Source organism: Ectothiorhodospira mobilis (assembly GCF_016584115.1).
Taxonomy (GTDB): Bacteria; Pseudomonadota; Gammaproteobacteria; order Ectothiorhodospirales; family Ectothiorhodospiraceae; genus Ectothiorhodospira; species Ectothiorhodospira mobilis.
In genome coordinates this window covers 1-26,268 of the sequence record NZ_NRSK01000024.1, presented here as the reverse complement: position 1 = coordinate 26,268, position 26,268 = coordinate 1, and the positions used below count along the sequence as shown (strand labels likewise).

The window sequence follows — 26,268 nt, the reverse complement described above, 5'->3', positions numbered from 1 at the left end:
CATGACCTCCCACCCGGGCCGGCCCCGGCTCATCCTGCGCTCCGCCCTGTTCTGGCTCGGTCTGGCCGGTTCCACCGTGGTCTTCGCCCTGGCCTCCCCCCTGCTCCTGCCCCTGGACTGGCCGGGGCGCTTCCGGGTGATGTCCCAGTGGAGCCGCTTCAATGCCTGGTGGCTGCAGCGCACCTGCCGTCTGCGCTATCGTGTCACCGGCCGGGAGCACCTGACGGCACAGGCGGCGGTGCTCATGTGCAAGCACCAGTCCGCCTGGGAGACCCTGGTGCTGCAGCGCTTCATCCCGCCCCAGGTGTGGGTGCTCAAGCGGGAGCTGATGCGCATCCCCTTCTTCGGCTGGGGCATGGCCCTGATGGACCCCATCGCGGTGGACCGCCGCGCCGGCCGCCGTGCCATGGCGCAGATGGTGACCCAGGGGCTGGAGCGCCTGGGACGGGGGCTCTGGGTGGTGGTCTTTCCGGAGGGGACCCGCACCCGGCCCGGTGAGCGCGTGCGCTACAAGCTGGGCGGGGCGGTGCTGGCGGCCCGCAGCGGCCATCCGGTGATCCCGGTGGCCCACAACGCCGGCCTGTACTGGCCCAAGGGCAGCTTCATCAAGTATCCGGGCACCGTGGACGTGGAGATCGGCCCGCCCATCCCCAGCGAAGGGCGCGAGCCCGGGGACATCATGGCCGAGGTGGCCGCCTGGATCGAGGCCCGCACCGATGCCCTGTGCGGCCTCACCCCGGATCCGTCCCCGGCCACCGTCCCTGGGGCCCTGGCGCGGGACACGGCCGCTGAATGACTGACTCCCGCCAATCCAGCAGCTAGCGGTAATGAAAACGGCAGGCGAGCACGCGGATGGAGGTCTCGTTCACCTCATAAACCAGCCGGTGCTCGAGGTTGATCCTCCGGGACCAGCAGCCCGAAAGTTCGAATTTGAGGGCTTCGGGCTTGCCCCGTCCCTCGAAAGGGTCACGAGCCGCTTCCTCGATCAAATCCAGAATCTTGCGGGCGGTGCGGTGATCATGCCGGAGCCACCACTGGAGGTCTTCCAGGGCAGCCGGATCCAGAAGGATCTGCCTCACCGCGAGAGCCTGTCCCTTGCGTCCCCCAGCGACACCGCTTCCTCCTCCCCGCGCGCCCGGGCCTGGCGCAGACGCTCAGCGTTGGCGGGGTTGCCTAGCAGGTACAGGGTTTCCTGCAGTCCGGTGTAGTCCTCCTCGGCCATGAGGACGGCTGCGCTACCCCCACGGCGCTCGATCCGCACGGGGGTGTGGTCCGTACCGACCCGGTCGATGAGCTCCTTCAGGTGATTCCGGGCATCCGTATAACTGATGGTTTCCATGACTCCCCCTGACATGACAGGTTTTGTGTCAGTTTAGTGGGGGGAGCGCGCGCAGAGCAATCCTTCGAGCAGGGGCACTCTCTTCGGGGACGCCCGGGAGCAGGAGACCGGGCACCCTGGCGGCCAGACTTCAGGCCATCGCCGGGCTCCAGGTGCAGGCCGGTGGAGCGGGTCGGCTCCGGTGTCGTCTCCCGGTTCGTCCTGGGGCCATCATGGCGCCCTCGTCCTCGGCACGCTCGATGGCTTCTGGCTGTCCGTACTCAGCCTCCGCGACCGTGACTGAGCCGCGGTTGGGTAGACCTGGTGCCGCCCCGGCGGGCGGGCTCAGTCGGCCAGGGGGATCGCAGCCGGCGTCGTCCCGGCGTCCAGCAGCCGTTGCAGGACGTGGCCGGCCAGCATGAGGCCGAACAGGGCCGGCAGATGGGCGATGCTGCCGTTCACCGCCCGGGGCCGCCCCCCCGCCTGGCCGTCGATGGGCTGGTGCGCCGTGCCCTTGACCGGCACCTCCAGGGAATAGACCACCGGGTAGTCCAGATGCCCCCCCAGGCGGCGCAGGCGCTTGCGCATCTCCCGGGCCAGGGGACAGCGCTGCGTCTCGGCCAGGGGGCCGATGCGCACGGCCCCGGGGTCCAGGCGCCCGCCGGCCCCCATGCTGGAGGCCACCGGCAGATCCCGCCGCTGGCAGGTGTGCACCAGGGCCGCCTTGCAGACGATGGAGTCGATGCAGTCCAGGACGAAGTCCGCGTCCGGCGGCAGCAGGTCCTCCACGTTCTCCGGGTGCAGGAAGTCCTCCCGCGCCGTGATCCGGATGCCGGGGTTGATGTCCCGGATGCGCTCGGCCATGACCCGGGCCTTGGGCTGGCCCAGGGTGGAGTGCAGGGCCACCAGCTGGCGGTTGATGTTGGAGGGACCCACCCGGTCGTGATCCAGCAGGGTGATGCGGCCCACCCCGGCCCGGGCCATGGCCTCGGCGGCGGTCGATCCCACGCCTCCCAGGCCGGCGATGAAGACATGGCGGGCCGCCAGGCGCGCCATCCCGTCCGTGCCGATCAGTTGCTCGGTGCGTTCGTGGATGGGGGCAACGGGGGAATGGGGTTCGGGCATGGCGGGGAGGTGCTTGCGGGTGGGCGGTGGCGGGCTCAGGCCGCCGGGGTTTCGGGCAGACGGAACAGGCGGCGGGCGTTGTCCGCGGTGACGGCGGCGACATGCTCCGGCGGCTCGCCCCGCAGGCGGGCGATCTCGCGGATGATCTCCGGCAGCCAGGCGGGTTCGTTGCGCTCGCCCCGGTGGGCCGCCCCGGGCTGGTCCGGGGCGTCCGTCTCCACCAGGAGCCCCTCCAGGGGCAGTTCCGCCGCCAGGCGGCGCAGGCGCTGCGCCCGGGGATGGGTGACCGGTCCCCCCAGTCCCAGCAGGAAGCCCCTCTCCAGGAGCCGGTCCGCCTGCTGGCGGCTGCCGGAGAAGCTGTGCACCACGCCTTGAAGCCCCGGCCGCGCCCGCAGGGCCTTGGTGACCCGGTCCACGGCGCGGCGGGCGTGCAGGATCACCGGCAGGCCGGTCTCCCGGGCCAGGTCCAGCTGGGCGGTGAACAGGGCCCATTGGGCATCCATGTCCAGCCCCTGGACGAAGCCGTCCAGGCCGCATTCCCCCACCGCCACCGCATCCCCGGCCCGCAGCCACCGGGCCAGGTCCTGCAGATCCTCCTCCCGGTGCCGTTCCAGGTAGACCGGGTGCAGGCCGTAGGCCGGATATACCCCGGGCCAGCGGCCGGATACGGCGCGTACCCGTTCCCAGGTGCGGCGTTCGATGGCGGGCAGCACCAGGGCCGTCACCCCGGCCTGGCGGGCACGTTGCCAGCAGGCCTCCCGGTCGGCGTCGAAGGCCGGTACGTCGAAATGGCAGTGGCTGTCGATGCAGGGTGTGGGCATGGGTGTGATGGATGGTTCAGGACAATCCCCTGGAGTTCGTCCCGTTGCAATGCGTTCCCTGGGTGGGCAATGTAGATCCATCTATTCTAAATCGTTCCATGGGGAAGACACGATCATGACGCAATGGCTCACCGGCGAGGTGGTGGAACTCAAGCGCTGGACGCCGCGGCTCTATTCCCTGCGGGTGGAGGCGCCCGTGGAGCCGTTCCGGGCGGGGCAGTTCAACCGCCTGTCGGCGGTCCTGGACGGGGAGCGGGTGGCGCGCCCCTATTCCTATGTCAATGCCCCGGAGGAGCGTCCGCTGGATTTTTATTTCATCACCGTTCCCGAGGGGCCGCTCACCAATCACCTGATGACCCTGGGGCCCGGGGATGCGGTGGATCTGGCCCCCAGGTCCAACGGGTTCTTCACCCTGGAGGAGGTGCCCGACGCCGATGTGCTCTGGCTGTTCGCCACGGGCACCGCCCTGGGGCCCTATCTGTCCATCCTCAAGACCGAGGCCCCGTGGCGGCGTTTCAAGCGCATCGTGCTGGTGCATGCCGTGCGCCGGCAGGAGGAGCTCACCTACGGGGACACCATTCTGGGTTTCCGGGAGCGGGGGGAGCAGTTTCAGTTCGTGCCCTTCGTCAGCCGGGAGGAGGCCCCCGGTGCCCTGCCGGGTCGCATCCCGGCGGCCATCGAGAACGGCCTGCTGGAGCGGCACGTGGACCTGCCCCTGACCCCCGACGCCGCCCAGGTGATGCTCTGCGGCAACCCGCAGATGGTGGCGGACACCAGCGCCGTGCTCAAGGCCCGGGGCATGACCCGCAACCGCCGCCGGGAGCCGGGGCACATCACCACGGAGAACTACTGGTAGGCCGCTGCGCTCCCTGTTTGGGGCCTTGGTCGGGGCCGGCCGGGGTGGATCCCCTGCGGCGGGACGCGGTGAATACATCCCTGTACGCTTGACGACCGCATCCCTGCGGTCGACACCCGCCTCCGGGGATCCACCCCGGCCGGCTGAGTCGCCCGATCCCCCGCGGCGGGACGCGGATGAATACATCCCTGTACGCTTGACGACCGCATCCCTGCGGTCGACACCCGCCTGCGGGGATCCACCCCGAGCGGCTGAGTTGCCGGATCCCCCCCGCGGCGGGCCGCCGTGCTCCTGTCAGTCGGCCTGGCAGCGGGCGCACAGGCCGCTGCCTTCCACCACCTGCCGGTCCAGGCGGAAGCCGTGGCGTGCCGCCTCGTGGCGCAGGGTGCGGGCCATGCCGCTGTCCTCCAGTTCCATCACCGCGCCGCAGCGCCGGCAGACCACCAGCAGGGTGTCGTGGGCCTGTCCCGGACGCACACAGCCCACGTAGCCGTTGAGGCTCTCGATGCGGTGGATCAGTCCCTGGGCCAGCAGGAAGTCCAGTGTGCGGTAGACCGTGGGGGGTTTGACGGGGCGTTCCGCCGAGCTCAGCCGCTGGATCAGGTCATAGGCCTTGACCACGCCGTGGGTGCGCCAGATCTGTTCCAGCACCCGGCGCCGCAGGGGGGTGAGCCGGACCCCGCGCTCACGGCAGAGGCGCTCGGCGCAGGCCAGCGCTCCGGGGGCCGGGGAGGCGGGTGCATGGGCCTGGGGGTCTGCGGGGGTCTCGCAGGGTGCTGCCATGGGGAGGGTACCTCGGATCTCTTCACCGGTGCGGGGCCGCCGCCGGTTCGGGGATACGCGGCCCGCATCCCCAGAGGATACCGGATCCCCGGGTCCGGGGGCACGGCCGTTTGCACCCTTGGATCCCGCCGCTCGCCCGCCTCCGGTGGACGCGTCGGGGCCCTTCCACTAAGGTGGCCTGAGATCATGGCCATTTCAGGGTATCCGGGCTCGGTGCATGCGGCGAACAGGGAAATGAAGCGGCGACACGGGGATGGGCCCTTCCGGCGCGGGGTCCGGGGTGCGCTGGCGGGGCTGGCGGTGGCCGTACTCCTGCCCTGGACGTGCGCCTGCCCTGCCCAGGTGGTCATCGCCCACGCATCCCTGGGGGTAGATTCCGTGTCCCCGGCCGTGCTGCGGGCTGTGTTTTCCATGCGCCTGCAGAGCCTCAGGGGGCAGCGCCTCACGGTGTTCGTGCTGGATCCCCGTTCCCCGGTGCACGAGCGCTTCAGTAAGGAGGTGCTGGGGGTCTTCCCCTATCAACTGCAGCATGCCTGGAACCGCGCCGTCTTCTCCGGCACGGGCGCGGCCCCCATGGTGCTGGGTACGGAGGCGGAGATGCTGCGCCGCGTGGCGGAGACCGCCGGTGCCATCGGATATGTGTCGGCGCCTCCGGAAAGGCCGGGGATCCGGGTGCTCAAGGTGGAGGAGACGGAGTGATGAAGACACGGGCCAGGGGTCTCCTCGGCTGTATCCTGCTCCTGTCTGCCGCGCCCCTGGGGGCCGGGGAGGGCCCCCTGGCGGTGCATGGTTTTGTCAGCCAGGGGTATCTCCAGTCCAGCCACAACAACTACTACGGCGAGAGCACCCGGGGCAGCTGGGATCTGACGGAACTGGGAATCAACGCCCGCTACAGCGTCAGCCCCGCCCTCAGCCTGGCGGCCCAGGTGGTGAGCCGGCGGGCGGGGGAGATGTACGATGGCGATCCCCGTCTGGATTATGGCTTCGCCGACCTGCGCTACCTGGACGGGGCCACCCTGGCCGGGGTGCGCATCGGTCGCAGCAAGATCCCCATCGGATTTTTCAACGAGACGCGGGACGTGGCCGCCACCCGGCCCGGGATCCTGCTGCCCCAGTCCATCTATGTGGAGGGGCTGGGGATCCGCGACTTCTACACCGGCGTGGACGGGATCAACGCCTACTGGCAGTGGCTGAGGAATCACGGCAGCCTGCAGCTGGACCTGGGGGTGGCGGTGCCGGCGGATCTGCAGGATGAGACCAAGGCGGCCTTCCTGCGCCTGCCCCGGGCCCGGGGGGATCTGGAACTGGACGAGGGCCAGAACATCCGCCTGCTTTACGAGGACGCCGGCGGCCGGTTGCGTCTGGCCGCCACCTATTCCCGGGTGCGCACCCGCTACCGGCCCGGTGTGGAGGATTCCCTTGCGGCGGGGCGCACCGATGTGGACGCCCTGGTGCTCAGCGCCGAGTGGAACCGGGAGCGCTACAGCCTCACCGCCGAGGGGGTGAGGCGGGAACTGCGCACCCGGGACTACGGCATCGTGGACGCGCGTGAGGTGACCGAGGCGGGTTTCTATATCCAGGGCACGTGGCGGCCCCGGCGGGACTGGTCCGTGTTCCTGCGCTATGACCGCCATTGGGACGATCTGGACGACCGCAACGGCCGCCGCCAGTCCGCCCTGTTCGACACCCTGCCGAACGTGGACCGGGCGCCGCACCGCTTCTTCCAGCACCAGTGGACCCTGGGCGCGGGCTGGCAGCCGGATCCCGCCTGGCTGCTGCGGGCGGAGTGGCATCATATCCATGGTACGGCCCTCACCCCCGCCCTGGACAATCCCGCTTTCGACGACAAGGGGGGGCGGGCGCGATGGGACCTGTTCGCCCTTCAGGTCTCCTACATGTTCTGAGAAACCCATGCAGGGACGTCGATTCATCAGTCTCAAGTGGAAGCTACTGGGGGTGTTCGGGGGCCTGATCCTGCTCCTGCTGGTCACCTTTGCCCTGTTCAACCACTACAGCCTGGAGCGCCAGTATCACGAGCAGCGGGTGGCGGAACAGATCCGGGCCCGGCACCAGCTGGAGGGCCTGGTGGAGCAGTCCCGCACGGAACTGATCAACCTGGCGCAGCTGCTGCCCGCCCTGTCCGGGATCCGTGACGCCGTGCGCAGCGGCTCCCCGGGGGTCATCGGCGAGCGCTTCTCCCCCCTGTGGACCTCCCTGCAGGTGGATGCGGACCTGGCCCTGGCCGCCTTCTTCGACCGGGAGGGCCGGGTGCTGCATCAGGATCACCTCATCGCCCCCCCCTGTCAGGACTGCGAGGAGATCCGTGCGGCGGTGACGCGGGTGCTGGAGAACGAGCGCCCCGAGGTCTTCATCCACTGCCGCCGGAACTGTCTGATCCATGCCGTGGCCCCCATCCTGGCCGACGGCGAGACCATCGGGGCCATGCTGGTGGGCCGTTCCCTGGCCAACCTGGTGCTCACCTACCGCGGTATCTCGCGCATGGAGGTGGCCGTGCTCTCCAGCGATCCGGACCACGACGCCCCCCCGGACCTGAGGCCGCGGCATGAGGGGGGGGACGTGGTGGCCATCACCCACGGCGAGCACACCCTGCCGCTGCTTTCGGCCGCCGGCGGCGCCCTGGCGGCGGCCTTGGGGGAGCGCCTGCCCGTGCAGACGGCGGCGGGGCGGTTCGAGCTCATGCCGTTGCCCCTGCCCGGGGAAACCCTGGGCCGCGGGCCGCTCACGGTGGTCTCCGTCGCCGATGTCACCGGCGCCCGGCAGCGTATCGCGGCGGCCCGGCTGCAGAACATCCTCATCGGACTGGGGGGGCTGGGTGTCTTCGCCCTGCTGGTGATGGCCGTGAGTCATGCCCCCCTGTCGCGGCTGCGCCGTGTGGCCCGGCTGCTGCCGCTGCTGGCGGAGCGCCGCTTCCAGGAGGTGCGCAGCCGCCTGCCCGACGTGGTCCCCCAGGGGCCGGCGGATGAACTGTCCCTGCTGGAGCGAACCACCCTGGTGCTGGCGGACCGCCTGCAGCGGCTGGAGGCGGACGTGCAGCGCCAGAACCGCTCCCTTGCCGCCCGGATGCAGGAATTATCCGTGGAGCGGGAACGCTATGCCCTGGCGGCCGCGGGGGCCAACGATGGGCTCTGGGACTGGAACCTGGAGACCAACCAGGTCTACTACTCACCCCGCTGGAAGGAGATGCTGGGGCTGGCGCCGGATGCCCCGGTGGATGATCCCGCCGCCTGGTTCACGCGGGTGCACCCCGACGACCGGGCCGCCCTGCAGCGTGCCCTGGAACGGCATCTGGAGGGCCAGCAGCCCTGGCTGGAGCATGACTATCGCATGTGTCTGGAGGGCAACGGCCACCGCTGGATGCGGGTGCGGGGCCTGGCGGTGCGCCGTGACGATGGCCTGGCCTACCGCATCGCCGGCTCCATGACCGATATCACCGAGCAGCGGCGCATCCAGGAGCAGCTCCGGCACGATGCCCTGCACGACGCCCTCACCGGTCTGCCCAACCGCACCCTGTTCCTGGACCGGTTGCGCCAGGCCATCTTCCGCACGCGCCGCGCCGGCTACCGCTTTGCCGTGCTTTTCCTTGATCTGGATGACTTCAAGACCATCAACGACAGCCTGGGGCATCCCCAGGGGGACCGGGTGCTGGTGCAGGCGGCGCGGCGCCTGGAGGGGGTGCTGCGGCCGGGGGACACGGTGGCCCGCCTGGGCGGGGACGAGTTCTGTATCCTCCTGGAGGGGATCGTGGACACGGCCGAGGCCGAGGCCGTGGTGCGGCGGGTGCAGGAGGCCTTCGCCCGGCCCATCCGCACCCGGGAGCAGGATGTCTTCGTCCGCTTCAGCGTGGGCATCGCCACGGAATCGGGCGGGGACTCCTCCGCGGAGGAGCTGCTGCGCAATGCCGACACCGCCATGTACCAGGCCAAGCGGCGCTCCCGGGGCGGCAGCGCCGTGTTCGACCTCTCCATGCACACCTCGGCGGTGCAGCGGCTCACCCTGGAGACCTCCATGCGCCGCGCCCTGGATCAGGAGGCCTTCCAGCTCCACTACCAGCCCATCGTCTGCCTGCAAAGCGGCCGCCTGGCGGGGTTCGAGGCCCTGGCCCGCTGGCCGCGGGTGGGGGAGAAGCCGGTCTCGCCGGCAGACTTCATCCCCCTGGCGGAGCAGAACGGGCTCATCCTCCCCCTGGGGCGCTGGGTCATCCAGTCCGCCGTGGCCTGGGCGGCCCGCTGGTACCACCATGGCGGGCAGGACCGCATCCTGCCGGTGAACATCAATGTCTCCGGCCACCAGCTCGGCGACCCCGGTCTCATGGACGTGGTGACCGGGGCCCTGGAGGCGCACGGCATCCCCGGTGCCTGTATCAAGGTGGAGTTCACCGAGAGCGCCATCATGGAGAACACCGAGCGGGCACGGGCGTTCATGGAGGCCCTGAAGGCGCGGGGCATCGCCCTGTGCATCGATGACTTCGGCACGGGGTATTCCTCCCTGAGCCAGTTGCGGGATCTGCCCTTTGATGTGGTGAAGATCGACCGCTCCTTCGTGCGTCACCTGGACGGGGACGATCCGCGCCACGAGGCCATGCTGCGGGCCCTGGTCTCCATCATCCGCGCCCTGGACAAGTCCACCGTGGCGGAGGGTGTGGAGACCCGGGCCCAGGCCGCGCGGCTGCTGGAACTGGGGTGTGATCTGGGGCAGGGCTATCTCTTCTCCCCGGCCCTGGCCCCCCAGGAGGCGGAGCGGTTGGTGGCGTCCTGGCGGGGGGTGGACCCGGCGGGGGACCGGCCCCGTGGTGGGGACGGGCCCGATCTGGGATGATGCGCGGCAGAGGATCGTCGCCGCGCATCCAGCAACGGCCCCGTCGGGGCGAGGGAGGGGAATTGCACCATCACAGGGGAACACCCACGCTGCAGACCCGTCTGGCCGAACTCCAGGCGGAACACCGGGCCCTGGACGAGGCCATCCTCCGGCTCATGGAGGGCCCCTTCGTGGATCAGCTGCGGCTCACCCGGCTGAAAAAGCGCAAGCTCCAGCTCAAGGACACCATCGCCCGCCTGGAGAGCCGCCTGATTCCGGATCTGGATGCGTGAGGTGTTGTGCCCGGCACAGGGACGGATGCCGGGCTGGGCGCACATCGGAGGGAAAAGGCCCGGCTGCGAGGGCGGTGCCGGGCCGGGGCCCGGCGTTCCCGGTATCAGCCCCAGGAGTCGTCGGTGATGCTGTCGTACCAGCCCTGGGCGTAGCGGGCCTCCAGGCGGCGCACGTAATCCGGGGCATCCGCGGCGCTCAGGCCGCCGGAGCCGGGGACCTTGGCGATCTCACCGTCCTGGTAGCGGTACACCGCCGCCACGCTGATGCCGTAGTCGGGGGCCACCAGGCTGTAGCAGGTGTTCACCGTGGACAGGGCCAGCATGTCCTCACCGCTCATCTCGCGCACGATGGCCGCGGCGGCCGTCTTGCCCTGGGTGTTGGCCGAATGGCCGGACTTGGGCATGGCCCCGGCGATGCTGGAATCGCCGATGACGTAGATATCCCCGTCCACCCGGGAGCGGAAGGTGAGCTGGTCCACGGGGCACCAGCCGCTGTCGTCCGTCAGGCCGGCCTCCTGGGCGATGCGGCCCGCCTTCTGGCTGGGGATGACGTTGAGCACGTCGGCGCGGTGGCGGGTGAAGCCGCTTTCGGTGAAGACCTCCCGGGTCCTCGCGTCGATGTGGTCCACCAGGCCGCCGCCGGAGGCCGGCACCCATTCGATCATGTCGCCGTAGTACTTGCGCCAGCCGTCCATGAACAGCCCCTGCTTGGAGAATCCCTCCTTGCGGTCCAGGATGAGCACCTTGGAGCGGGGCTTTTCGGCCTTGAAGTAGTGGGCCACCAGGCTGGCCCGTTCGTAGGGCCCCGGCGGGCAGCGGTAGGGGTTGCCCGGGGGCACGATGACGAACACGCCCCCATCCTCCATGGCCCGGAGCTGATCCCGCAGGATGCGCGTCTGTTCCCCCGCCTTCCAGGCATGGGGGATGTCCCCCTCCACCCCGGGACCATAGCCCTCCACGGTGTCGTAGCGGAACTCCATGCCGGGGGCCACCACCAGCTTCGTGTAGGGCAGGGATTCCCCGCCGGCCAGGCGCACCCGCCTGGCATCGGCCTCGATGGCCACGACCCGCTCCTGCACCACGCGCACGCCGTGCTGGTCCTGCAGGGCACCGTAGGTCTGGGCGATGTCGTCCATGCCGATCATGCCCCCCAGCACCCAGTTGGAGGCAAAGCAGGTGTAGTACGTGGCGGCGGGTTCCACCAGGGTGACCTGCAGGCCGGGGTCGAAGCGGCGCAGGTACTTGGCCGCCGTGGCGCCGCCGGGGCCGCCCCCGATCACCACCACGTCGGTGCGCCGGCGCGGGCCCTGCGGCGCAGTGCCGCAGGCGGACAGGGCGGCGGCGGCACCGCCGGCGCCCACGGCGCGAATGAAATCTCTGCGGTTCATCTTGAAATCCATGGGATCCGGGCCTCTGCAGGGGTTCTTGGTCTTGTCAAAGGGTGCTCAGGTATTCGGCCATCAGGCGGATCTCTTCGTCCGTGTAGCCGGTGGCGTGCCGGTCCATGACCGTGGCCGGCCGGGTGCCGTCCCGGAAGGCCTTGAGCTGGTGCATCATGATCTCCGGCGGATAGCCGTAGATGCTGGGCATGGTGCCGGGGCTGCGCCCGTCGGTGCCGTGGCAGGCAAAGCAGGTGGTGGCCATCAGGGCACCGCGGGAGACCTGGGCCTGGACCGCGGTGGTCATCCCCAGCGTTGCGGCGGCCAGGGTGATGGTGGCGGCGAAAAGGTGCATGCGCTTCATGGGATGCGGGGTCCTCTGGTTCAGCGATTTGGGGATCCGGGCAGGGATACTGCCATAAACATATTCCGGGATGTTAGAGGCGTGGCCGGTGCGGGGCGCATGTTTTGCGTCAGATCAATATAACACCCATCTCCGTCGGGGGATTCCCATGGCGGATGGCACAGTGTAAAACACATCGACAAGAACCGGCTCCGCGCCGGGTATGCCGCCGGGGTGTGGCCCCGCGCCCCGTGACCCAGGGCCCGGGACGGCGGAGCGTGACGCATCCCCGCGTGATCGCCCGGGTTTGCGGTATAGTGGCGACTCCGCACCCGGGTGCAGGTACGGGACGTCCCCGGCGTGGGTGCGGCCTTCGCAGGGAACGCGACCCACTTTCAGCGTGACCGAAAAGACCCATGTCCCAGGACCTCGATGCAAAGGCGGGCCGTATCCGGCGGCTGCAGGATCTCCCTCCGCTGCCCCAGGTGGCCCAGTCCCTGTTGCAGGAACTGGCCTCTGGTGACGGTCCCCTGGAGCGGCTGGCAGGGATGATCAGCACCGAACCGGCGCTCACGGCGCGGGTGATCGGCGTGGCCAACAGCGCCTATTTCGGCGGGCGCCGTGAGGTGCACTCGGTGCAGGGGGCCATTTCCCGCCTGGGCCTGAATATGGTCCGCGGCCTCGCCCTGGGGCTGCTGATCAATGATCACTTCTCCCCGGCCCGCTGCCGCGGCCTGGACCTGGACCGCTACTGGTTCGTCTCCATGGCCGGGGCCCGCCTGGCGCGGGAACTGGCGCGCCATGTCCGCGCCGAGACCGTCTCCCCCGATCAGGCCTATCTGGCGGCGCTGCTGCGCCAGCTGGGGCTGATCGTGCTCTGCGACCTGGAACCGGAGGCCATGGGGCGTGTGCTGCAGCGGGCCGGCCAGGCCGATGCCGCCGGGCTGGCCCGGTGCACCCGCCGGGAGTTGGGGCTGGATCACCAGGACGCCGGCGGCATCCTCGCCCGGCGCTGGCATCTGCCGGCGGACGTGCCCGTGGTCATGGGCGGCTATGCCGATCCCGCCTACCACGGGGATCACGCCGCCATGGTGCACCTCATCGGCCTGTGCGACATGCTGGCCGAGTCCCTCTACGACGAGACCCCGGCGTCGCCGCCCGCCGCCGTCCTGCTGGCCCTGGAGCTGGACGCTGAGCCCCTCTGGCGCGCAGTGGAGTCCTGCCGGACCCAGCGCGAGGCCATCGTCTCCGTCTGTCAGACCCTCACCCAGAGCCCCTGAGGTCCGCCATGGATCTGAAACCCTTCGCCGAGGCCTACCGGGAGACCAACCGGCGCCTGGTGCAATTGCTGGACTTCCTTTCGGCCCTGCACCAGCTCTCGGAGGTGAATCCCGCCATGACCGACCGGCGGCGCATGCTCTCCAAGGCCCTGCAGGGCCTTCTGGAGAACCGGGATATGTGCCGCTGTTCGGTGTTCCTGCGGGAGGGGAGCCGGCTGGTGAACGCGGCGGGTCTGAGCTGGGCGGAACTGGTGGGGCCGGGGCGGGACGGCGAGGGCGGCCATGCCTTCGATCTGGACGAGGGGATCCTGGGTCGGGCCCTGCAGACGGGGGAGGTGCAGTATTCCAGCGACTGTGCCAACGATCCGGCCTTCCTGGCCCTGCCCGGGGCGGAAGAGGCCTCCCGGGCGGGGAGCCTGATCTGCGTGCCCATCCCGGTATCCGGCCAGGTCCTGGGGGTGCTCAACGTCTCCCATGCCGAGGCCCATGCCTTCGGCCCCGATGAGGAGCGCCTGCTCACCCTCTATGCCCATTTCCTCGGCCAGTTGCTGAGCCAGTGGCGCTACATGAACGAGCTGGAGGATCAGGTGCGTCAGCGCACCCGGGAGCTGGAGGCGGCCCTGGGGGAATCCCGTGCCCTGCAACAGCGGTTCCAGAGCCTGTCGGTGATGGATGAACTCACGGGGCTGCACAACCGCCGCTATTTTTTCGCCGAGGCCCGCATCCTGGTCGCCCGCGCCCTGCGTTCCGCGGAGCCGCTGGCGGTGGCGGTGCTGGACCTGGACTACTTCAAGCAGGTGAACGACCGTTTCGGCCATTCCGTGGGGGACCGGGTGTTGCGGGATGTGTCCCACCGCGTACGCTCCCTCATCCGGGAGGGGGATGTCCTCGCCCGTCTCGGCGGCGAGGAATTCGTCCTGCTGCTGCCGGCCACGGACCTGGAGGGGGCGATGAAGCTGGGCAAGCGCGTGCGCCAGGTGGTGGCGGACCTGCGCTGGTCCATCAAGGGCGAACCCCTGGCCGTGACCACGAGCATCGGCCTCTGCGCCCTGTCGATGGAGACGCCGGCACAGCAGATGACCCCGGATGAGGTGCTGGAGTCGCTGCTGGCCCGGGCCGATGCCGCCCTGTATACCAGCAAGGACGCGGGCCGCGACCGGCTGCGCATCTCCACCCTGGAGGTTCAGGCCGGCGGCTGAGGCGGCCGCGCCGCGAAGCGCCGGTAGCTCCAGACGTATTGCTCCGGGCAGCGGCGAACGAGGGTCTCCACCGCCCGGTTCAGCGCCGCCGCGGCGATCTCCGGATCGGGATCGTAGAGGGCCTGTGGGGCGGGGATGCAGTGGTAGCGGTAGCCCCGCCCCCGGGGCAGGCGCTCGGCGAAGGCGAACACCACCGGGATGCGCCGCGGACCCGCCAGCCGGGGCAGCAGGGTCATGGTGAGGGCGGGCCGGCCGAAGAAGGGGGCGAACACCCCGCCGCCCCCCTTGGGGGTCTGGTCCGGCAGGAGCCCGACGATGCCCCCCTGCGCCAGGGCCTGGCGGATGCGCCGGATGCCGCTGCGGTCGGTGGGTACCAGATGGGCCCCCGTGGCCTGGCGCGCCGCGCGCAGGGGGACGTCCAGGGCCTGCAGCCGCGGTGGGCGGTAGAGGCTGGTCATGGGGCCGAAGCCGGTGGCGTGCAGTCCGGCGAACTCCCAGCTGCCCAGGTGCGGGGAGACGAAGAAGGCCCCCCGGCCCTGGGCCAGGGCCGCCGTCAGGTGGTCCTCCCCCTCGCCCTGCTGCAACAGGCGCCGGATCCGCTTCGGCCCGGCCCGCCACAGCCAGGGCGCCTCCGTCAGGGCCTTGCCCGTCTCCATGAGGCTGCGCCGCGCCACCCGCCGCCGCCAGCGGGGGGTGGCCTGGGGATAGCAGCGCTCCAGGTTGGCCAGGGAGATGCGGCGCATGCGTGTGGGCAGGGCCCACGTGCACCAGCCGAGGCAGGCCCCCAGGGCGTGGTTCAGGGGCAGTGGCAGCCGGGCCAGGAGGGCGAAGGTCGCCTGCACCAGGGCCTGGGTCATGAGGTCTCCCCCCCTTGCGCCGGGGGACGCTCCACCTCCTCCAGGCCTGTCGACATCAGGGGCATGAGGGTGCGCACCAGGGTCTTGAACAGGCGGGGGTTGTGGCGTTCCTCCGCCGCCAGCAGGGCCTTCATGCGCGGGCGCATGGGCGCCGTGTCCCGGCCCCGGGCCGGGCAGTGCTCCGCCTGTACCGGGAGCCCGGCCCCCCGGGCGAAGTCCGCGATCTGGCGCTCGCGGGCGTACACCAGGGGCCGGATCACCCGCAGATCCCCCTCCTGGATGCGGTAGTGGGCCTTCATGGTCTTGAGCCGCCCCCCCTGGAACGCGCTCATGAGAAAGCTCTCCGCCAGGTCGTCCAGGTGCTGGCCCAGGGCCACCACGTTGTAGCCGTGTTCCCGGGCGGTGGTGTAGATCAGGCCGCGGCGCATGCGCGAGCAGAAGGCGCAGTAGGCGTGGTTGTCCATGTGCCGACGGGCCCGCTCCAGGATGGGCTCACTCGCGTAGTGGTAGGGGATTTCCAGGGCCTCCAGATAGGGGATCAGGGCGCGCTTGTCCCCCAGGCCCGTCTGCGGATCCACGGTGACGGCCCCCAGTTCGAAGCGTACGGGGGCGCAGCGCTGGAAATAACGCAGCAGGTGCAGCAGGGTGAGGGAGTCCTTGCCGCCGGAGAGGCCCAGGAGCAGGCGGTCCCCGTCGCGGATCATATGGAAATCCCCGATGGCCCGGCCCGCGGCGCGGAGGAGGGATCGGGGGGGCTGGGGGGCGTGTTCGGCGGACATGGGCCGGGAAGATACCCAGCGGTCCGGTCGCGGACAAGCGGCGGATAAAAAAAACCCCCCGCCATCCCTGGCGGGGGGTGAGGTCATCCTGACAGGTGATTGAAGTTCCCGTCCTTGAATCCGGGTGGAGTCATTCCACGCCTGGCCGGGACGCGTCCCTCGTACCGGAGATCCAGGATCCCTGGCGGGTGCCTCGTGCACCACGGGGAATATGATTCCACAGGCCCGCGGGGCGGCATACCGCCTGTTGGGCCCCTTTTCGGGGTTGCCGGCGGTTTTTTCTGTAGGGATTTTCCTACATGCCGTCTTTGCCCCTTCCCGGACCCGGTTTTGGGATCTGTGCGCAGGATCCTGAGTCACGATCCTGTATCATGAAGCGGTCGGGGCCACGCCCCTGAAAATACCGGCCAGCGCCGGTCACCGAAGGTGAGCATGTCCTCCGATCCCCTGTTTCCCGGCATCCGTCCCTACCGCAGCCAGCACCTGGATGTGGATGCCGTGCACCGCCTCTATGTGGAGGAGTGCGGTCATCCGGGCGGTCTGCCGGTGGTGTTCCTGCACGGCGGTCCCGGTGCCGGCTGCGATGCCTGGCACCGGCGCTTCTTCGATCCCCAGGTCTACCGTGTGGTGCTCTTTGACCAGCGCGGCTGCGGGCGTTCCACGCCCCATGCCAGCCTGGAGGACAACACCACCTGGGACCTGGTGGCGGACATGGAGCGCATCCGTGAGGAACTGGGTATCCGGCGCTGGGTGCTGTTCGGGGGGTCGTGGGGGTCCACCCTGGCCCTGGCCTACGCCCAGGCCCATCCCCAGCGGGTGCTGGGCCTGATCCTGCGGGGGGTCTTCCTCTGTCGCGACCGGGATATCGCCTGGTTCTACCGGGAGGGGGCCAACCGTCTCCTGCCGGATCACTGGGAGGATTTCCTCGCCCCCCTGCCCCCGGAGGAGCGGGGCGATCCGGTGGCGGCCTACTACCGCCGGCTCACCGGGGAGGATGAGCTGGGACGCATGGCCGCGGCCCGGGCCTGGTCGGAATGGGAGGGGCGCGCCGCCACCCTGGTGCCCGATCCCGGGGTGGTCTCCCATTTCCGCGATCCCTTCCTCTCCCTGAGCCTGGCCCGGCTGGAGAGCCACTATTTCGCCCACCGCGCCTTCCTGGAACCGGACCAGCTCCTGCGCCGGGCCCACCGCCTGGCGGGGATCCCGGGGATCATCGTGCACGGACGCTATGACCTCATCTGTCCGGTGGACCAGGCCCTGGCGCTGCACGCGGCCTGGCCGGATTCGCGACTGCACATCGTCCCTGATGCCGGTCACTCGGCCGGGGAACCCGCCATCACTGCGGGCCTGGTGGCGGCCGCCCGGGAGATGGCGGAGCGCCTTTCATGATCGGTCTGCTGCAGCGGGTCCGCCACGGCCGGGTGGAGGTGGACGGGGACGTGGTCGGGGGGATCGGCCCCGGGCTTGTGGTGCTGGTGGGGGTGGAGCGGGGGGACGGTCCGCCCCAGGGGGAGCGCCTGTTGCAGCGGCTGCTGGATTACCGCGTCTTCGAGGACGGGGACGGGCGTATGAACCGTTCCCTGCGGGATACCGGCGGGGGGCTGCTGCTGGTGCCCCAGTTCACCCTGGCCGCCGACACCCGTAAGGGCAACCGCCCCAGCTTCACCCCGGCGGCAGCGCCCGAGGAGGGGCGGCGCCTGTTCGAGGCGCTGTTGGCCCGGGCCCGGGAGGCGTGGCCGCGGGTGGCGGCGGGGCGCTTCGGTGCCCATATGGAGGTGAGTCTGTGCAACGACGGCCCGGTGACCTTCTGGCTGCGGGTGCCGCCGCCGGGGTCGTGACCCCCCGGAAGTACGTCGCCTAGGGTCCGGGGCATCCCCGGTTGCTCTGGGGTTCCTCCACGGGGTGGGCCCCGGCCACCGCCTGCAGCCCTTCCAGGTCGTGGATGGTGATGAACTTGCGCTGTACCTGGGTCAGTCCCAGGCTCTGGAAGCGGGTGAACAGGCGGCTGACCGTCTCCACCGCCAGGCCCAGGTAGTTGGCGATGTCGTTGCGGGACATGGTGAGATTGAACTCCGTGCGCGAGAAACCGCGCATTCCCAGGCGCGTGGAGATGCTCATGAGGAAGGCCGCCAGGCGGGCCTCGGAGGACTTCTTGCCCAGGAGCATCATGAAATGCTCGTCGGTCTGGATCTCCCGGCTCATGATGCGAAACAGCTGATGCTGCAGCCCGGGGATGCGTACCGAGAGCTCCTCCAGGCGGTCGAAGGGGATCTCGCAGATGCTGGTGGTCTCCAGGGCCCGGGCGGCGCAGGGGTGCACGCCGTCGCTGATGGCGTCCAGCCCCAGCAGTTCCCCGGGCAGGTGGAAGCCCGTGATCTGCTCCTGGCCGTCGTCGGTGAGGGTGTAGGTCTTCACCGTGCCGGAGCGCACGGCATAGATGGCATGGAGGGGTTCGCCCGGTCGATAGAGGTGGTCCCGGCGCTGCAGCGGCTTGCGGCGGCTGATGATGCGCTCCAGCATCTGGAGCTCCTCGTCGCCGACCCCCAGGGGCAGGCACAGGTCATGCAGGCTGCAGCTCTTGCAGGCATGCTTGAGACTGCCAAGATCCAGGATCTTCGGGGCGGACATGCGTTTTCAACCACTCCTTGGGCGTTGAGCGGGCTGCCGCGGGGCGGTGAGCGGATCCCGGTCCCTTGCCGAACCGGATCTGCCTGCCCCGGCGGGGCCGTCCCGTTCTGCGGGGCCGGCCGCGCACTCAGCGCCGATGGACGAATCACACCGTTTCGGCACCTTACCCGAAGCCGGCGAGGGGAGACAAGAAGACCGTGATTTTGTTCCCCACCGCCCGCCCGGCGTTGTGATAAACTTTCCCGATGGACCGCACATGGCCTCAGCGATGACCCCCCGCAGCGCCCAGATCAGCAGAGATACCCTGGAGACCCGGATCCGGGTCCAGCTGGACCTGGACGGCACGGGCAGCGCGCGGCTCGCCACCGGCGTGCCCTTCCTGGACCACATGCTGGACCAGGTGGCGCGCCATGGCTGCATGGATCTCTCCGTCTCCGCCGAGGGGGACCTGCATATCGACGCCCACCACACCGTGGAGGACATCGGCATCAGCCTGGGCCAGGCCCTGGGAGCCGCCCTGGGGGACAAGCAGGGCATCCGCCGCTACGGCCACGCCTATGTGCCCCTGGACGAGGCCCTCTCCCGCGCGGTGGTGGACTTCTCCGGCCGCCCCGGCCTGGAGTACCACGTGGACTTCCCCAGGGACCGTATCGGCGACTTCGAGGTGGAGCTGTTCGAGGAGTTCTTCCGGGGCTTTGTCAACCACGCCCGCGTCACCCTGCATCTCGACAGCCTGCGCGGGCGCAACGCGCACCATGTGGCCGAGACCCTGTTCAAGGCCTTCGGCCGCGCCCTGCGCATGGCCGCCGAGCCGGACCCGCGCATGGGTGGCATCACCCCCTCCACCAAGGGCACCCTCTGACGCCGCTGGCATGATCCCCGAAGGCCGTCCCCGATGAAGCACGTGGCAGTGGTCGATTACGGCATGGGCAACCTGCACTCGGTGGTCCGTGCCCTGGAGCATGCCGCACCGCCCGGGGTGCGCGTGCAGCTCACCGACCGCGCGGCGGACATCCTCGCGGCGGACCGGGTGGTCTTTCCCGGCCAGGGGGCGGCGCGGGACTGCATGGCGGCCCTGGGGGCACGCGGCCTCGGGCCGGTCTTGCAGGAGGCGGCCGCCACCCGGCCCTTCCTGGGCATCTGCATGGGGCTGCAGGTGCTCATGGACGACAGCGACGAGAACGGCGGCACCCCCTGCCTGGGGCTGATCCCTGGCCATGTGCGCCGCTTCGACGACACCATGACCGATGCCCGCGGGGCGCGCCTGAAGATCCCCCACATGGGCTGGAACCAGGTGCATCAGACCCGGGATCATCCCCTCTGGGCGGGCATCCCCCAGGACAGCCGCTTCTATTTCGTGCACAGCTACTACGTGGTGCCCGACGACGAGGGTGTGGTTACGGGCACCACCGACTACGGCCGTCCCTTCGCCTCGGCCCTGGCCGCGGGCCAGGTCTTCGCCATCCAATGCCATCCGGAGAAGAGCGCCGCCCCGGGGCTGGCCCTGCTGGCCAACTTCATGCAGTGGGACGGCGCCATCTGATGCTCAGTCAGGGGAATTGATCATGCTGGTGATTCCGGCCATCGACCTCAAAGAAGGCAAATGCGTGCGCCTGCGCCAGGGGCGCATGGACGACTCCACCGTCTTCTCCGACGACCCGCTGGAGGTGGCGGCCCGCTGGGTGGAGGCCGGGGCCCGCCGCCTGCACCTGGTGGACCTGGACGGGGCCGTCTCCGGGCGGCCGCGCAACGCCGGCATCATCGGCCGCATCGTGGAGCACTTCCCGGACCTGGCGGTGCAGGTGGGCGGGGGCATCCGCGACGACGACACCGTGCAGGTCTATCTGGATGCCGGCGTGCAGTGGGTGATCATCGGCACCAAGGCGGTGACCGCCCCCCATTTCGTCAACGACCTGTGCCTGGAATTCCCCGGTCACATCATCGTCGGCCTGGACGCCCGCGACGGCAAGGTGGCCATCGACGGCTGGTCCAAGCTCTCCCACCACGAGGTCACCGACCTGGCGCGCCACTTCGAGCAGGACGGGGTCGCCGGCATCATCTTCACCGACATCTCCCGGGACGGCATGATGCAGGGGGTGAACGTGGATTCCACGGTGAACCTGGCGCGGGCGGTGAACGTGCCCGTGTTCGCCTCCGGCGGGGTCACCAGCATGGAGGACATCCGCCGCCTGTGCGCCGTGGCCGGGGAGGGCATCGCCGGGGCCATCGTCGGCCGCGCCCTCTACGAGGGCAGCATCGACCTGGCCGCGGCCCAGGCCCTGGCCGACGGAAACGCGGACTGACATGCTGGCCAAGCGCATCATCCCCTGCCTGGACGTGGACCGCGGCCGGGTGGTCAAGGGCACCAACTTCGTGGACATCCGCGACGCCGGCGACCCGGTGGAGGTGGCCCGGCGCTACGACGCCGAGGGCGCCGACGAGATCACCTTCCTGGACATCACCGCCAGCGCCGACGAGCGCGACACCATCGTCCACGTGGTGGAACAGGTGGCCGACCAGGTGTTCATCCCCCTCACCGTGGGCGGGGGCATCCGCCGCATGGAGGACATCCGCCGCCTGCTCAACGCCGGCGCGGACAAGGTCTCCATCAACACCGCCGCCGTGTTCAACCCGGAGTTCGTGCGCGAGGCCGCCGAGCGGGTGGGTTCCCAGTGCATCGTCGTGGCCATCGACGCCAAGCGCGTCTCCGCCCCCGGGGAACCGGCCCGCTGGGAGATCTTCACCCACGGCGGGCGCAAACCCACGGGCCTGGACGCCGTGGACTGGGCCCGGCACATGGTGGAACTCGGCGCCGGCGAGATCCTGCTCACCAGCATGGACCGGGACGGCACCCGCGCGGGCTTCGATCTGGAACTCACCCGCACCGTGGCCGACGCCGTGGGCGTGCCGGTGATCGCCTCCGGGGGCGTGGGCGGTCTGCAGCACCTGGTGGACGGGGTCACCGCGGGCCACGCCGACGCCGTCCTGGCCGCCAGCATCTTCCACTTCGGCGAGCACAGCATCGGCGAGGCCAAGCGCTTCATGGCCCGTCAGGGGGTGGAGGTGCGCCTCTGACCCCGCCTTGTGGCGACGCGCGCCCGGCCGATAGAATGCAGCCCATCCCCACGGCCCGCCCGCGCGAGCGAAGATGACCCAAGACCCCCTCGACGAGATCCGATTCAACGACCAGGGCCTGGTGCCCGCCATTGCCCAGGAACGGGGCAGCGGCCGCGTGCTGATGATGGCCTGGATGAACCGCGACGCCCTGCGCCGCACCCTGGAGCTGGGGGAGGCGGTGTACTGGTCCCGCTCCCGGGGCCGCCTCTGGCACAAGGGGGAATCCTCGGGGCACGTGCAGGTGGTGCACGACCTGCGCCTGGACTGCGACGGCGACGTGCTGCTGCTGGAGGTGGAGCAAAAGGGCGGCATCGCCTGCCATACCGGCCGCCACAGCTGCTTCTACCGCCGCCTGCAGGCGGGCGCCTGGGTGGAGGCCGACCCCGTGCTGCGCGATCCCGAGGCCATCTACACCCAGGGGGCGGGCCATGAGTGACCGCGTGCTTGCACAGCTGGCCCGGGTCCTGGAGGAGCGCAAGGGCGCCGACCCCGGGAGTTCCTACGTGGCCAGCCTCTATGACCGCGGCCTGGACGTCATCCTCAAGAAGGTGGGGGAGGAGGCGGCGGAGACCCTGATCGCCGCCAAGAACGGCGAGCCGGATCCGCTCATCCACGAGCTGGCCGACCTGTGGTTCCATACCCTGGTGCTGCTGGCCCATCAGGGCCTGGGCCCGGAACGGGTCCTGGCGGAGCTGGAGCGGCGCTTCGGCCTCTCGGGCCTGGAGGAAAAGGCCCGCCGCGGGGGCTGATCCGCTCCCCGCTCACGCCCGCCCCCCGTTATCTGGTATAACCCCGGGTCGGGTTCCCGGAACGCGCGACCCCCACGCGGCACCCCAAGACATCCTCAGGAGGCAAGACATGGGTATCGGCGGCATCAGCATCTGGCAACTGCTCATCATCCTGGTCATCGTGGTCCTGCTGTTCGGCACCAAGAAGCTGCGCAACATGGGCGGCGACCTGGGCAGCGCCATCAAGAACTTCAAGCAGTCCATGAAGGAAGGCGAGGCCGAGGGCGAGGACAAGGGCGACTCCGCCACGCAGGAGGCCACCCGGCCCCTGGAGGACCAGGGCGGACGCGTCTTCGACGCCGAGGTGACCCGGGAGGAAGCGACCCGGGAACAGGCCACCGGGGATGCGCCGCGCCGGGACTGATCCCCGGCGGGCCTCCTCCTCCATCCCCGCGGCGGACGCAACGGCATGTTCGATTTCGGATTCTGGGAACTGGTCGTGGTGGGCCTGGTGGCGCTCCTGGTGGTGGGCCCGGAGCGCCTGCCCCGCCTTGCCCGTGAGGTGGGCCGCTGGGTGGGCAAGATCAAGCAGTTCGTCACCAGCGTGCGCTCGGACATCGAGCAGGAGATCAAGGCCGACGAACTCCGGCGCATGCTGGAGGACCAGGAAAAGGAGATCCACCGCCTCAAGACCATGATGGAGGACACGGAACAGGACCTGCGCCGGGAGGTCCACCAGGCGCAGGACAAGGCGGAATCCGCGGCCCGTGAGGCCGGTGCGCGCAGCGGGGGGCACACGCCTCCCGGCGAAACGCCAGCGAAGGCCCGAGATGACTGAATCCAGCGATACCCCGGAAAAGGAAGGCACCGGCGACGGCGGCGGCAGCCTGCTGTCCCACCTGGTGGAACTGCGCACCCGCCTGCTCAAGGGGGTGCTGGCCGTCCTCGTGATCTTCCTGGCCCTGTTCCCCTTCGCCAACGACATCTACACCTTCCTGGCCGGCCCCCTGATGGTGCACCTGCCGGAAGGCACCAGCATGATCGCCATCGAGGTGGCGGCGCCGTTCCTCATCCCCTTCAAGCTGGTGCTCATGCTGGCCATCGTCATCGCGGTGCCCTTCCTGCTCTACCAGGCCTGGGCCTTCATCGCCCCGGGGCTGTACCGCCACGAGAAACGCCTGGCCATGCCGCTGCTGATCTCCAGCACGCTGCTGTTCTATCTGGGCATGGCCTTCGCCTACTACGTGGTCTTCCCCCTGATCTTTGCCTTCTTCACCTCGTCGGCCCCGGCGGGGGTGTCGGTGATGACGGACATCTCCCGTTATCTCGACTTCGTCATCCTGCTGTTTCTGGCCTTTGGCATCGCCTTCGAGGTGCCCATCGCCACCATCCTGCTGGTGGCCATGGGGATCACCACCCCGAAGCAGCTGGGGGCCAAGCGCCCCTATGTCATCGTGGGGGTGTTCGTGGTGGGGATGATCCTCACGCCCCCCGACATCATCTCCCAGACCCTGCTGGCCCTGCCCATGTGGCTGCTGTTCGAGATCGGCATCCTCCTGGCCCGCATGCTGGTGCGGCAGCGGGAAAGGGAAGCGGGCGGCGGGGATGAAACCGATCGCCCCCTTTCCGGGTCCGAACTGGATGAGGAGCTGGACCGGGCCGAGGCCGAGGAACGCCGCAACACCCAGAGACAGGACACCTGAATGACGCAGTCGTCCATGAATCCCCCCCGCCGCCCCACGCTGCTGATCATCATGGATGGCGTGGGCGTCAACCCGGGCAAGCTGAACAACGCCTACCACGACGCCGCCACGCCGCGCCTGGATGCCTGCCTCTCCCATCATGCCCATACCCTGGTCGAGGCCTCCGGGCGGGCGGTGGGCCTGCCGGACGGACAGATGGGCAACTCCGAGGTGGGCCACCTCACCCTGGGCTGCGGCAGCGTCATCCGCCAGGACCTGGTGCGCATCGATGACGCCATCGCCGACGGCGGCCTGGAAGACAACGCCGCCCTGAAGGCCGCCCTGGACGCGGCCCGGGAGGCGGGGCGTCCGCTGCACCTGGTGGGCCTGGTCTCCGACGGCGGGGTGCACAGCCATACCCGGCATCTGCACGCCCTGGTGCGCCTGTGCGGCCGGAAGGGGGTCAGGCCGGTGGTGCACATGATCACCGACGGCCGCGACACTGCGCCCAAGTCCGCCCCCCGCTACCTGCCGGAACTGGAGTCCCTGCTCAAAGCGGCGGGCGGCGGCATCGCCACCGTCAGCGGCCGCTATTACGCCATGGACCGGGACCGGCGCTGGGAGCGCACACAGCTGGCCTTCGATGCCCTGGTGCACGGCCGGGGGGAGAAGGCCGGCAGCGCCGGCGCCGCCATCGAGGCGGCCTATCAGGCGGGGGAGACCGACGAGTTCATCCGCCCGCGGGTGGTGGACCGCCACGGCCTCATCCGCTCCGGCGATGCGGTGCTGTTCTTCAACTTCCGCAACGACCGGCCGCGGCAGCTCACCGCCGCCCTGAGCCAGGGGGATTTCGATGCCTTCGACCGGGGCGGGTTCGAGCCCGTAACCGTCACCTGCCTGACCCTCTACGACGAGCGTTTCGGTCTGCCCGTGGCCTTCCCCCCGGAGCGCCCGCAGATGACCCTGGCGCGGCTGCTCAGCGACCGGGGCCTGGGGCAGTTTCACTGCGCGGAGACGGAGAAGTACGCCCACGTCACCTTCTTCTTCAACGGCGGACGGGAGGAACCGTTCCCCGGTGAGGACCACGCCATGATCCCCTCGCCCAAGGTGGCCACCTACGACCTGCAGCCGGAGATGAGCGCGCCGCAGGTGGCGGATGCGGTCATCGAGGCCATGGGCAGCGGCCAGTACGCCTTCATCCTGGTGAACTTCGCCAATGGCGACATGGTGGGCCACACCGCCGTGTACGAGGCCGTGGTGGCCGCCGTGGAGGCGGTGGACACCCAGGTGGGGCGGCTGCTGGACGCGGCCGAGGAGACGGGCTACTCGGTGGTGCTCACCGCCGACCACGGCAACTGCGAGGAGCTCATCGACCCGGCCACCGGCGAGCCCCACACCCAGCACAGCACCTACCCGGTGCCCTGTACCATCATCGACCGCTCCCAGTGGCGCCTGCGCACCGGCGGTGGACTCAGCGACATCGCCCCCACGGTGCTGCAGCTCATGGGCCTGGAGCAGCCCGGGGAGATGACCGGACGCTCGCTGCTGCTGGAGGAGATCCCGCCGGCGGGGGACGGGGAGGGGGCCTGATCCGTCCCGTCAGGACAGGGCGGTCCTGCAATAGAAGTACACCAGGTCCTCGCCGTTCTCCCCCAGGGGGCGGCCCAGGCTGAGGTAGCCCGACCCCTGCAGCACCGCCTCCCCGGCATGCACCCGCCGCACCTCGCCGCCGGGGCCCTGCAGGAAGGTCCCGTTCAGGCTCTGGTCCAGCAGCACGAACTGCCCGTCCCGGTGGATGATGAGGGCATGCTCCCGGGAGATGTGCCCCTGGGGGATCACCAGGTCGCAGCTGCGGCGCCGACCCATGAGGAAGGGGTCCCGCCGCTCCGCGGACACGTGGATCACTGCATCCCGGTGATGCAGGAGCAGGCTGTCCCCGCCACCGGGGCGCCGGGGCGGTGCGGGGGTATCCGACACCCCGGGGGCCGGGACGCCGCTGCCGCGCCGTTCCACCAGCCGGCGCCGGTTCTGGGTCACCCATTCCCCGTGCCGGTCCCGGAACGGGTATACCGGCCGGCCGCGGTAGCGGCGTCGTTCCCCCCTGCGTCTGGTGTCCATGGGTCGCCCCTCCGGGCCTGGCGTCAACCGGAGCCGGAGTATAGCCCATGCCCTTGGCGCGGACCCATGGCCGGCCCGGCTTGCCATCCCCCCCGCCCGTGTTAGCATCGGCCCAAGACCCCTTGTATTCCATGGTCAACCCCATGC

At 70.1% G+C, this 26,268-nt stretch carries 30 protein-coding genes and 1 pseudogene; 20 read left to right on the top strand and 11 right to left on the bottom strand.

The features are described from left to right. Position 1: 1 nt before the first annotated feature. On the top strand, positions 2-796 hold the full coding sequence (locus CKO33_RS10005) for a lysophospholipid acyltransferase family protein (protein ID WP_200182069.1): 795 nt from the start codon (positions 2-4) through the stop codon (positions 794-796). Positions 797-818: 22 nt separating this feature from the next. Here CKO33_RS10005 and CKO33_RS10000 read toward each other — a convergent pair whose 3' ends face one another. The 4 genes from CKO33_RS10000 to CKO33_RS09985 all read right to left on the bottom strand — a co-directional run bounded on the left by CKO33_RS10000 (position 819) and on the right by CKO33_RS09985 (position 3,264). Continuing rightward, the gene (locus tag CKO33_RS10000; protein ID WP_090484691.1) at positions 819-1,079 is read right to left on the bottom strand and encodes a Txe/YoeB family addiction module toxin; all 261 of its coding nucleotides are present in this window, start codon (positions 1,077-1,079) and stop codon (positions 819-821) included. Continuing rightward, entirely contained in the window at positions 1,076-1,339 is a 264-nt protein-coding gene (locus CKO33_RS09995; protein ID WP_090484693.1) for a type II toxin-antitoxin system Phd/YefM family antitoxin, read from the bottom strand. Before CKO33_RS09995 ends, CKO33_RS10000 begins: the two co-directional genes overlap by 4 nt. Positions 1,340-1,663: 324 nt before the next feature. Further along, positions 1,664-2,443, bottom strand: a complete 780-nt coding sequence (locus CKO33_RS09990; RefSeq protein ID WP_200182067.1) for a tRNA threonylcarbamoyladenosine dehydratase — start codon at positions 2,441-2,443, stop codon at positions 1,664-1,666. Positions 2,444-2,478: 35 nt separating this feature from the next. Next, a complete protein-coding gene (locus CKO33_RS09985; protein WP_200182065.1) occupies positions 2,479-3,264 on the bottom strand; it encodes a TatD family hydrolase in 786 nt (261 codons plus the stop codon). Positions 3,265-3,379: 115 nt separating this feature from the next. Between CKO33_RS09985 and CKO33_RS09980 the strand changes: the two genes are divergently transcribed. Continuing rightward, positions 3,380-4,120, top strand: a complete 741-nt coding sequence (locus CKO33_RS09980; protein ID WP_200182063.1) for a ferredoxin--NADP reductase — start codon at positions 3,380-3,382, stop codon at positions 4,118-4,120. Positions 4,121-4,414: 294 nt separating this feature from the next. On the opposite strand, the gene CKO33_RS09975 is transcribed toward CKO33_RS09980, so the two are convergent. Beyond that, on the bottom strand, positions 4,415-4,903 hold the full coding sequence (locus tag CKO33_RS09975; RefSeq protein ID WP_200182061.1) for a transcriptional repressor: 489 nt from the start codon (positions 4,901-4,903) through the stop codon (positions 4,415-4,417). A gap of 234 nt (positions 4,904-5,137) precedes the next feature. On the opposite strand from CKO33_RS09975, the gene CKO33_RS09970 reads away from it, so the two are divergent. From CKO33_RS09970 to CKO33_RS09955, 4 genes are all read left to right on the top strand, one after another. After that, entirely contained in the window at positions 5,138-5,602 is a 465-nt protein-coding gene (locus CKO33_RS09970) for a type 2 periplasmic-binding domain-containing protein (RefSeq protein ID WP_200182060.1), read from the top strand. Beyond that, positions 5,602-6,807, top strand: coding sequence for a TonB-dependent receptor (locus CKO33_RS09965; RefSeq protein WP_200182059.1), 1,206 nt, complete (start codon positions 5,602-5,604; stop codon positions 6,805-6,807). Before CKO33_RS09970 ends, CKO33_RS09965 begins: the two co-directional genes overlap by 1 nt. Positions 6,808-6,814: 7 nt before the next feature. Next, positions 6,815-9,739 carry a bifunctional diguanylate cyclase/phosphodiesterase gene (locus CKO33_RS09960; protein ID WP_200182057.1) on the top strand — a complete coding sequence of 975 codons (2,925 nt, stop codon included), beginning with the start codon at positions 6,815-6,817 and terminating at the stop codon, positions 9,737-9,739. A gap of 62 nt (positions 9,740-9,801) precedes the next feature. Next, a complete protein-coding gene (locus tag CKO33_RS09955; RefSeq protein WP_242472581.1) occupies positions 9,802-10,011 on the top strand; it encodes a YdcH family protein in 210 nt (69 codons plus the stop codon). Positions 10,012-10,115: 104 nt separating this feature from the next. Here CKO33_RS09955 and CKO33_RS09950 read toward each other — a convergent pair whose 3' ends face one another. Further along, a complete protein-coding gene (locus tag CKO33_RS09950) occupies positions 10,116-11,399 on the bottom strand; it encodes an NAD(P)/FAD-dependent oxidoreductase (RefSeq protein WP_200182056.1) in 1,284 nt (427 codons plus the stop codon). A gap of 46 nt (positions 11,400-11,445) precedes the next feature. After that, the gene (locus CKO33_RS09945; RefSeq protein WP_200182054.1) at positions 11,446-11,754 is read right to left on the bottom strand and encodes a c-type cytochrome; all 309 of its coding nucleotides are present in this window, start codon (positions 11,752-11,754) and stop codon (positions 11,446-11,448) included. Positions 11,755-12,149: 395 nt separating this feature from the next. Between CKO33_RS09945 and CKO33_RS09940 the strand changes: the two genes are divergently transcribed. After that, on the top strand, positions 12,150-13,013 hold the full coding sequence (locus CKO33_RS09940) for an HDOD domain-containing protein (RefSeq protein ID WP_200182052.1): 864 nt from the start codon (positions 12,150-12,152) through the stop codon (positions 13,011-13,013). 8 nt (positions 13,014-13,021) lie between these two features. Next, positions 13,022-14,212, top strand: a complete 1,191-nt coding sequence (locus tag CKO33_RS09935; RefSeq protein ID WP_200182050.1) for a GGDEF domain-containing protein — start codon at positions 13,022-13,024, stop codon at positions 14,210-14,212. Here the strand turns inward: CKO33_RS09935 and CKO33_RS09930 are convergent. Next, the gene (locus tag CKO33_RS09930) at positions 14,197-15,069 is read right to left on the bottom strand and encodes a lysophospholipid acyltransferase family protein (RefSeq protein ID WP_200182049.1); all 873 of its coding nucleotides are present in this window, start codon (positions 15,067-15,069) and stop codon (positions 14,197-14,199) included. The two genes, CKO33_RS09935 and CKO33_RS09930, sit on opposite strands and share 16 nt — an antisense overlap. Beyond that, a complete protein-coding gene (locus CKO33_RS09925; RefSeq protein ID WP_200182047.1) occupies positions 15,066-15,848 on the bottom strand; it encodes a tRNA 2-thiocytidine biosynthesis TtcA family protein in 783 nt (260 codons plus the stop codon). The genes CKO33_RS09930 and CKO33_RS09925 overlap by 4 nt, the downstream gene beginning before the upstream one ends. Positions 15,849-16,280: 432 nt before the next feature. Between CKO33_RS09925 and pip the strand changes: the two genes are divergently transcribed. Further along, positions 16,281-17,237, top strand: coding sequence for a prolyl aminopeptidase (gene pip / locus CKO33_RS09920; RefSeq protein WP_200182045.1), 957 nt, complete (start codon positions 16,281-16,283; stop codon positions 17,235-17,237). After that, entirely contained in the window at positions 17,234-17,686 is a 453-nt protein-coding gene (dtd, locus tag CKO33_RS09915) for a D-aminoacyl-tRNA deacylase (RefSeq protein WP_200182043.1), read from the top strand. The genes pip and dtd overlap by 4 nt, the downstream gene beginning before the upstream one ends. A gap of 19 nt (positions 17,687-17,705) precedes the next feature. Here the strand turns inward: dtd and fnr are convergent, their stop codons facing one another. Then, positions 17,706-18,476: a fumarate/nitrate reduction transcriptional regulator Fnr gene (gene fnr / locus CKO33_RS09910; RefSeq protein WP_200182041.1), complete on the bottom strand. Its 771-nt coding sequence runs from the start codon at positions 18,474-18,476 to the stop codon at positions 17,706-17,708. A gap of 268 nt (positions 18,477-18,744) precedes the next feature. On the opposite strand from fnr, the gene hisB reads away from it, so the two are divergent. From hisB to gpmI, 10 genes and pseudogenes are all read left to right on the top strand, one after another. Next, positions 18,745-19,338, top strand: a complete 594-nt coding sequence (gene hisB, locus CKO33_RS09905; protein ID WP_200182098.1) for an imidazoleglycerol-phosphate dehydratase HisB — start codon at positions 18,745-18,747, stop codon at positions 19,336-19,338. A gap of 33 nt (positions 19,339-19,371) precedes the next feature. Next, positions 19,372-20,019: an imidazole glycerol phosphate synthase subunit HisH gene (gene hisH, locus CKO33_RS09900; RefSeq protein WP_200182039.1), complete on the top strand. Its 648-nt coding sequence runs from the start codon at positions 19,372-19,374 to the stop codon at positions 20,017-20,019. Positions 20,020-20,041: 22 nt separating this feature from the next. After that, positions 20,042-20,779 carry a 1-(5-phosphoribosyl)-5-[(5-phosphoribosylamino)methylideneamino]imidazole-4-carboxamide isomerase gene (hisA, locus tag CKO33_RS09895; protein ID WP_200182038.1) on the top strand — a complete coding sequence of 246 codons (738 nt, stop codon included), beginning with the start codon at positions 20,042-20,044 and terminating at the stop codon, positions 20,777-20,779. 1 nt (position 20,780) lies between these two features. Continuing rightward, entirely contained in the window at positions 20,781-21,551 is a 771-nt protein-coding gene (hisF, locus tag CKO33_RS09890; protein ID WP_200182036.1) for an imidazole glycerol phosphate synthase subunit HisF, read from the top strand. Positions 21,552-21,624: 73 nt separating this feature from the next. Next, entirely contained in the window at positions 21,625-22,029 is a 405-nt protein-coding gene (gene hisI, locus CKO33_RS09885; RefSeq protein WP_200182034.1) for a phosphoribosyl-AMP cyclohydrolase, read from the top strand. Next, on the top strand, positions 22,022-22,342 hold the full coding sequence (locus CKO33_RS09880; protein ID WP_200182032.1) for a phosphoribosyl-ATP diphosphatase: 321 nt from the start codon (positions 22,022-22,024) through the stop codon (positions 22,340-22,342). The genes hisI and CKO33_RS09880 overlap by 8 nt, the downstream gene beginning before the upstream one ends. A 109-nt stretch (positions 22,343-22,451) precedes the next feature. Then, a complete protein-coding gene (gene tatA / locus CKO33_RS09875) occupies positions 22,452-22,745 on the top strand; it encodes a Sec-independent protein translocase subunit TatA (protein ID WP_200182030.1) in 294 nt (97 codons plus the stop codon). Positions 22,746-22,790: 45 nt separating this feature from the next. Beyond that, a complete protein-coding gene (gene tatB / locus CKO33_RS09870) occupies positions 22,791-23,159 on the top strand; it encodes a Sec-independent protein translocase protein TatB (RefSeq protein WP_200182029.1) in 369 nt (122 codons plus the stop codon). Further along, a pseudogene (tatC, locus tag CKO33_RS09865) lies at positions 23,152-23,937 on the top strand (twin-arginine translocase subunit TatC); the annotation flags it as partial. The gene tatB and the pseudogene tatC, both read left to right, overlap by 8 nt. An 87-nt stretch (positions 23,938-24,024) precedes the next feature. Then, entirely contained in the window at positions 24,025-25,593 is a 1,569-nt protein-coding gene (gpmI, locus tag CKO33_RS09860) for a 2,3-bisphosphoglycerate-independent phosphoglycerate mutase (protein WP_200182026.1), read from the top strand. A gap of 9 nt (positions 25,594-25,602) precedes the next feature. Here the strand turns inward: gpmI and CKO33_RS09855 are convergent, their stop codons facing one another. Beyond that, on the bottom strand, positions 25,603-26,121 hold the full coding sequence (locus CKO33_RS09855; protein ID WP_200182024.1) for an FHA domain-containing protein: 519 nt from the start codon (positions 26,119-26,121) through the stop codon (positions 25,603-25,605). Positions 26,122-26,268: the final 147 nt, after the last annotated feature.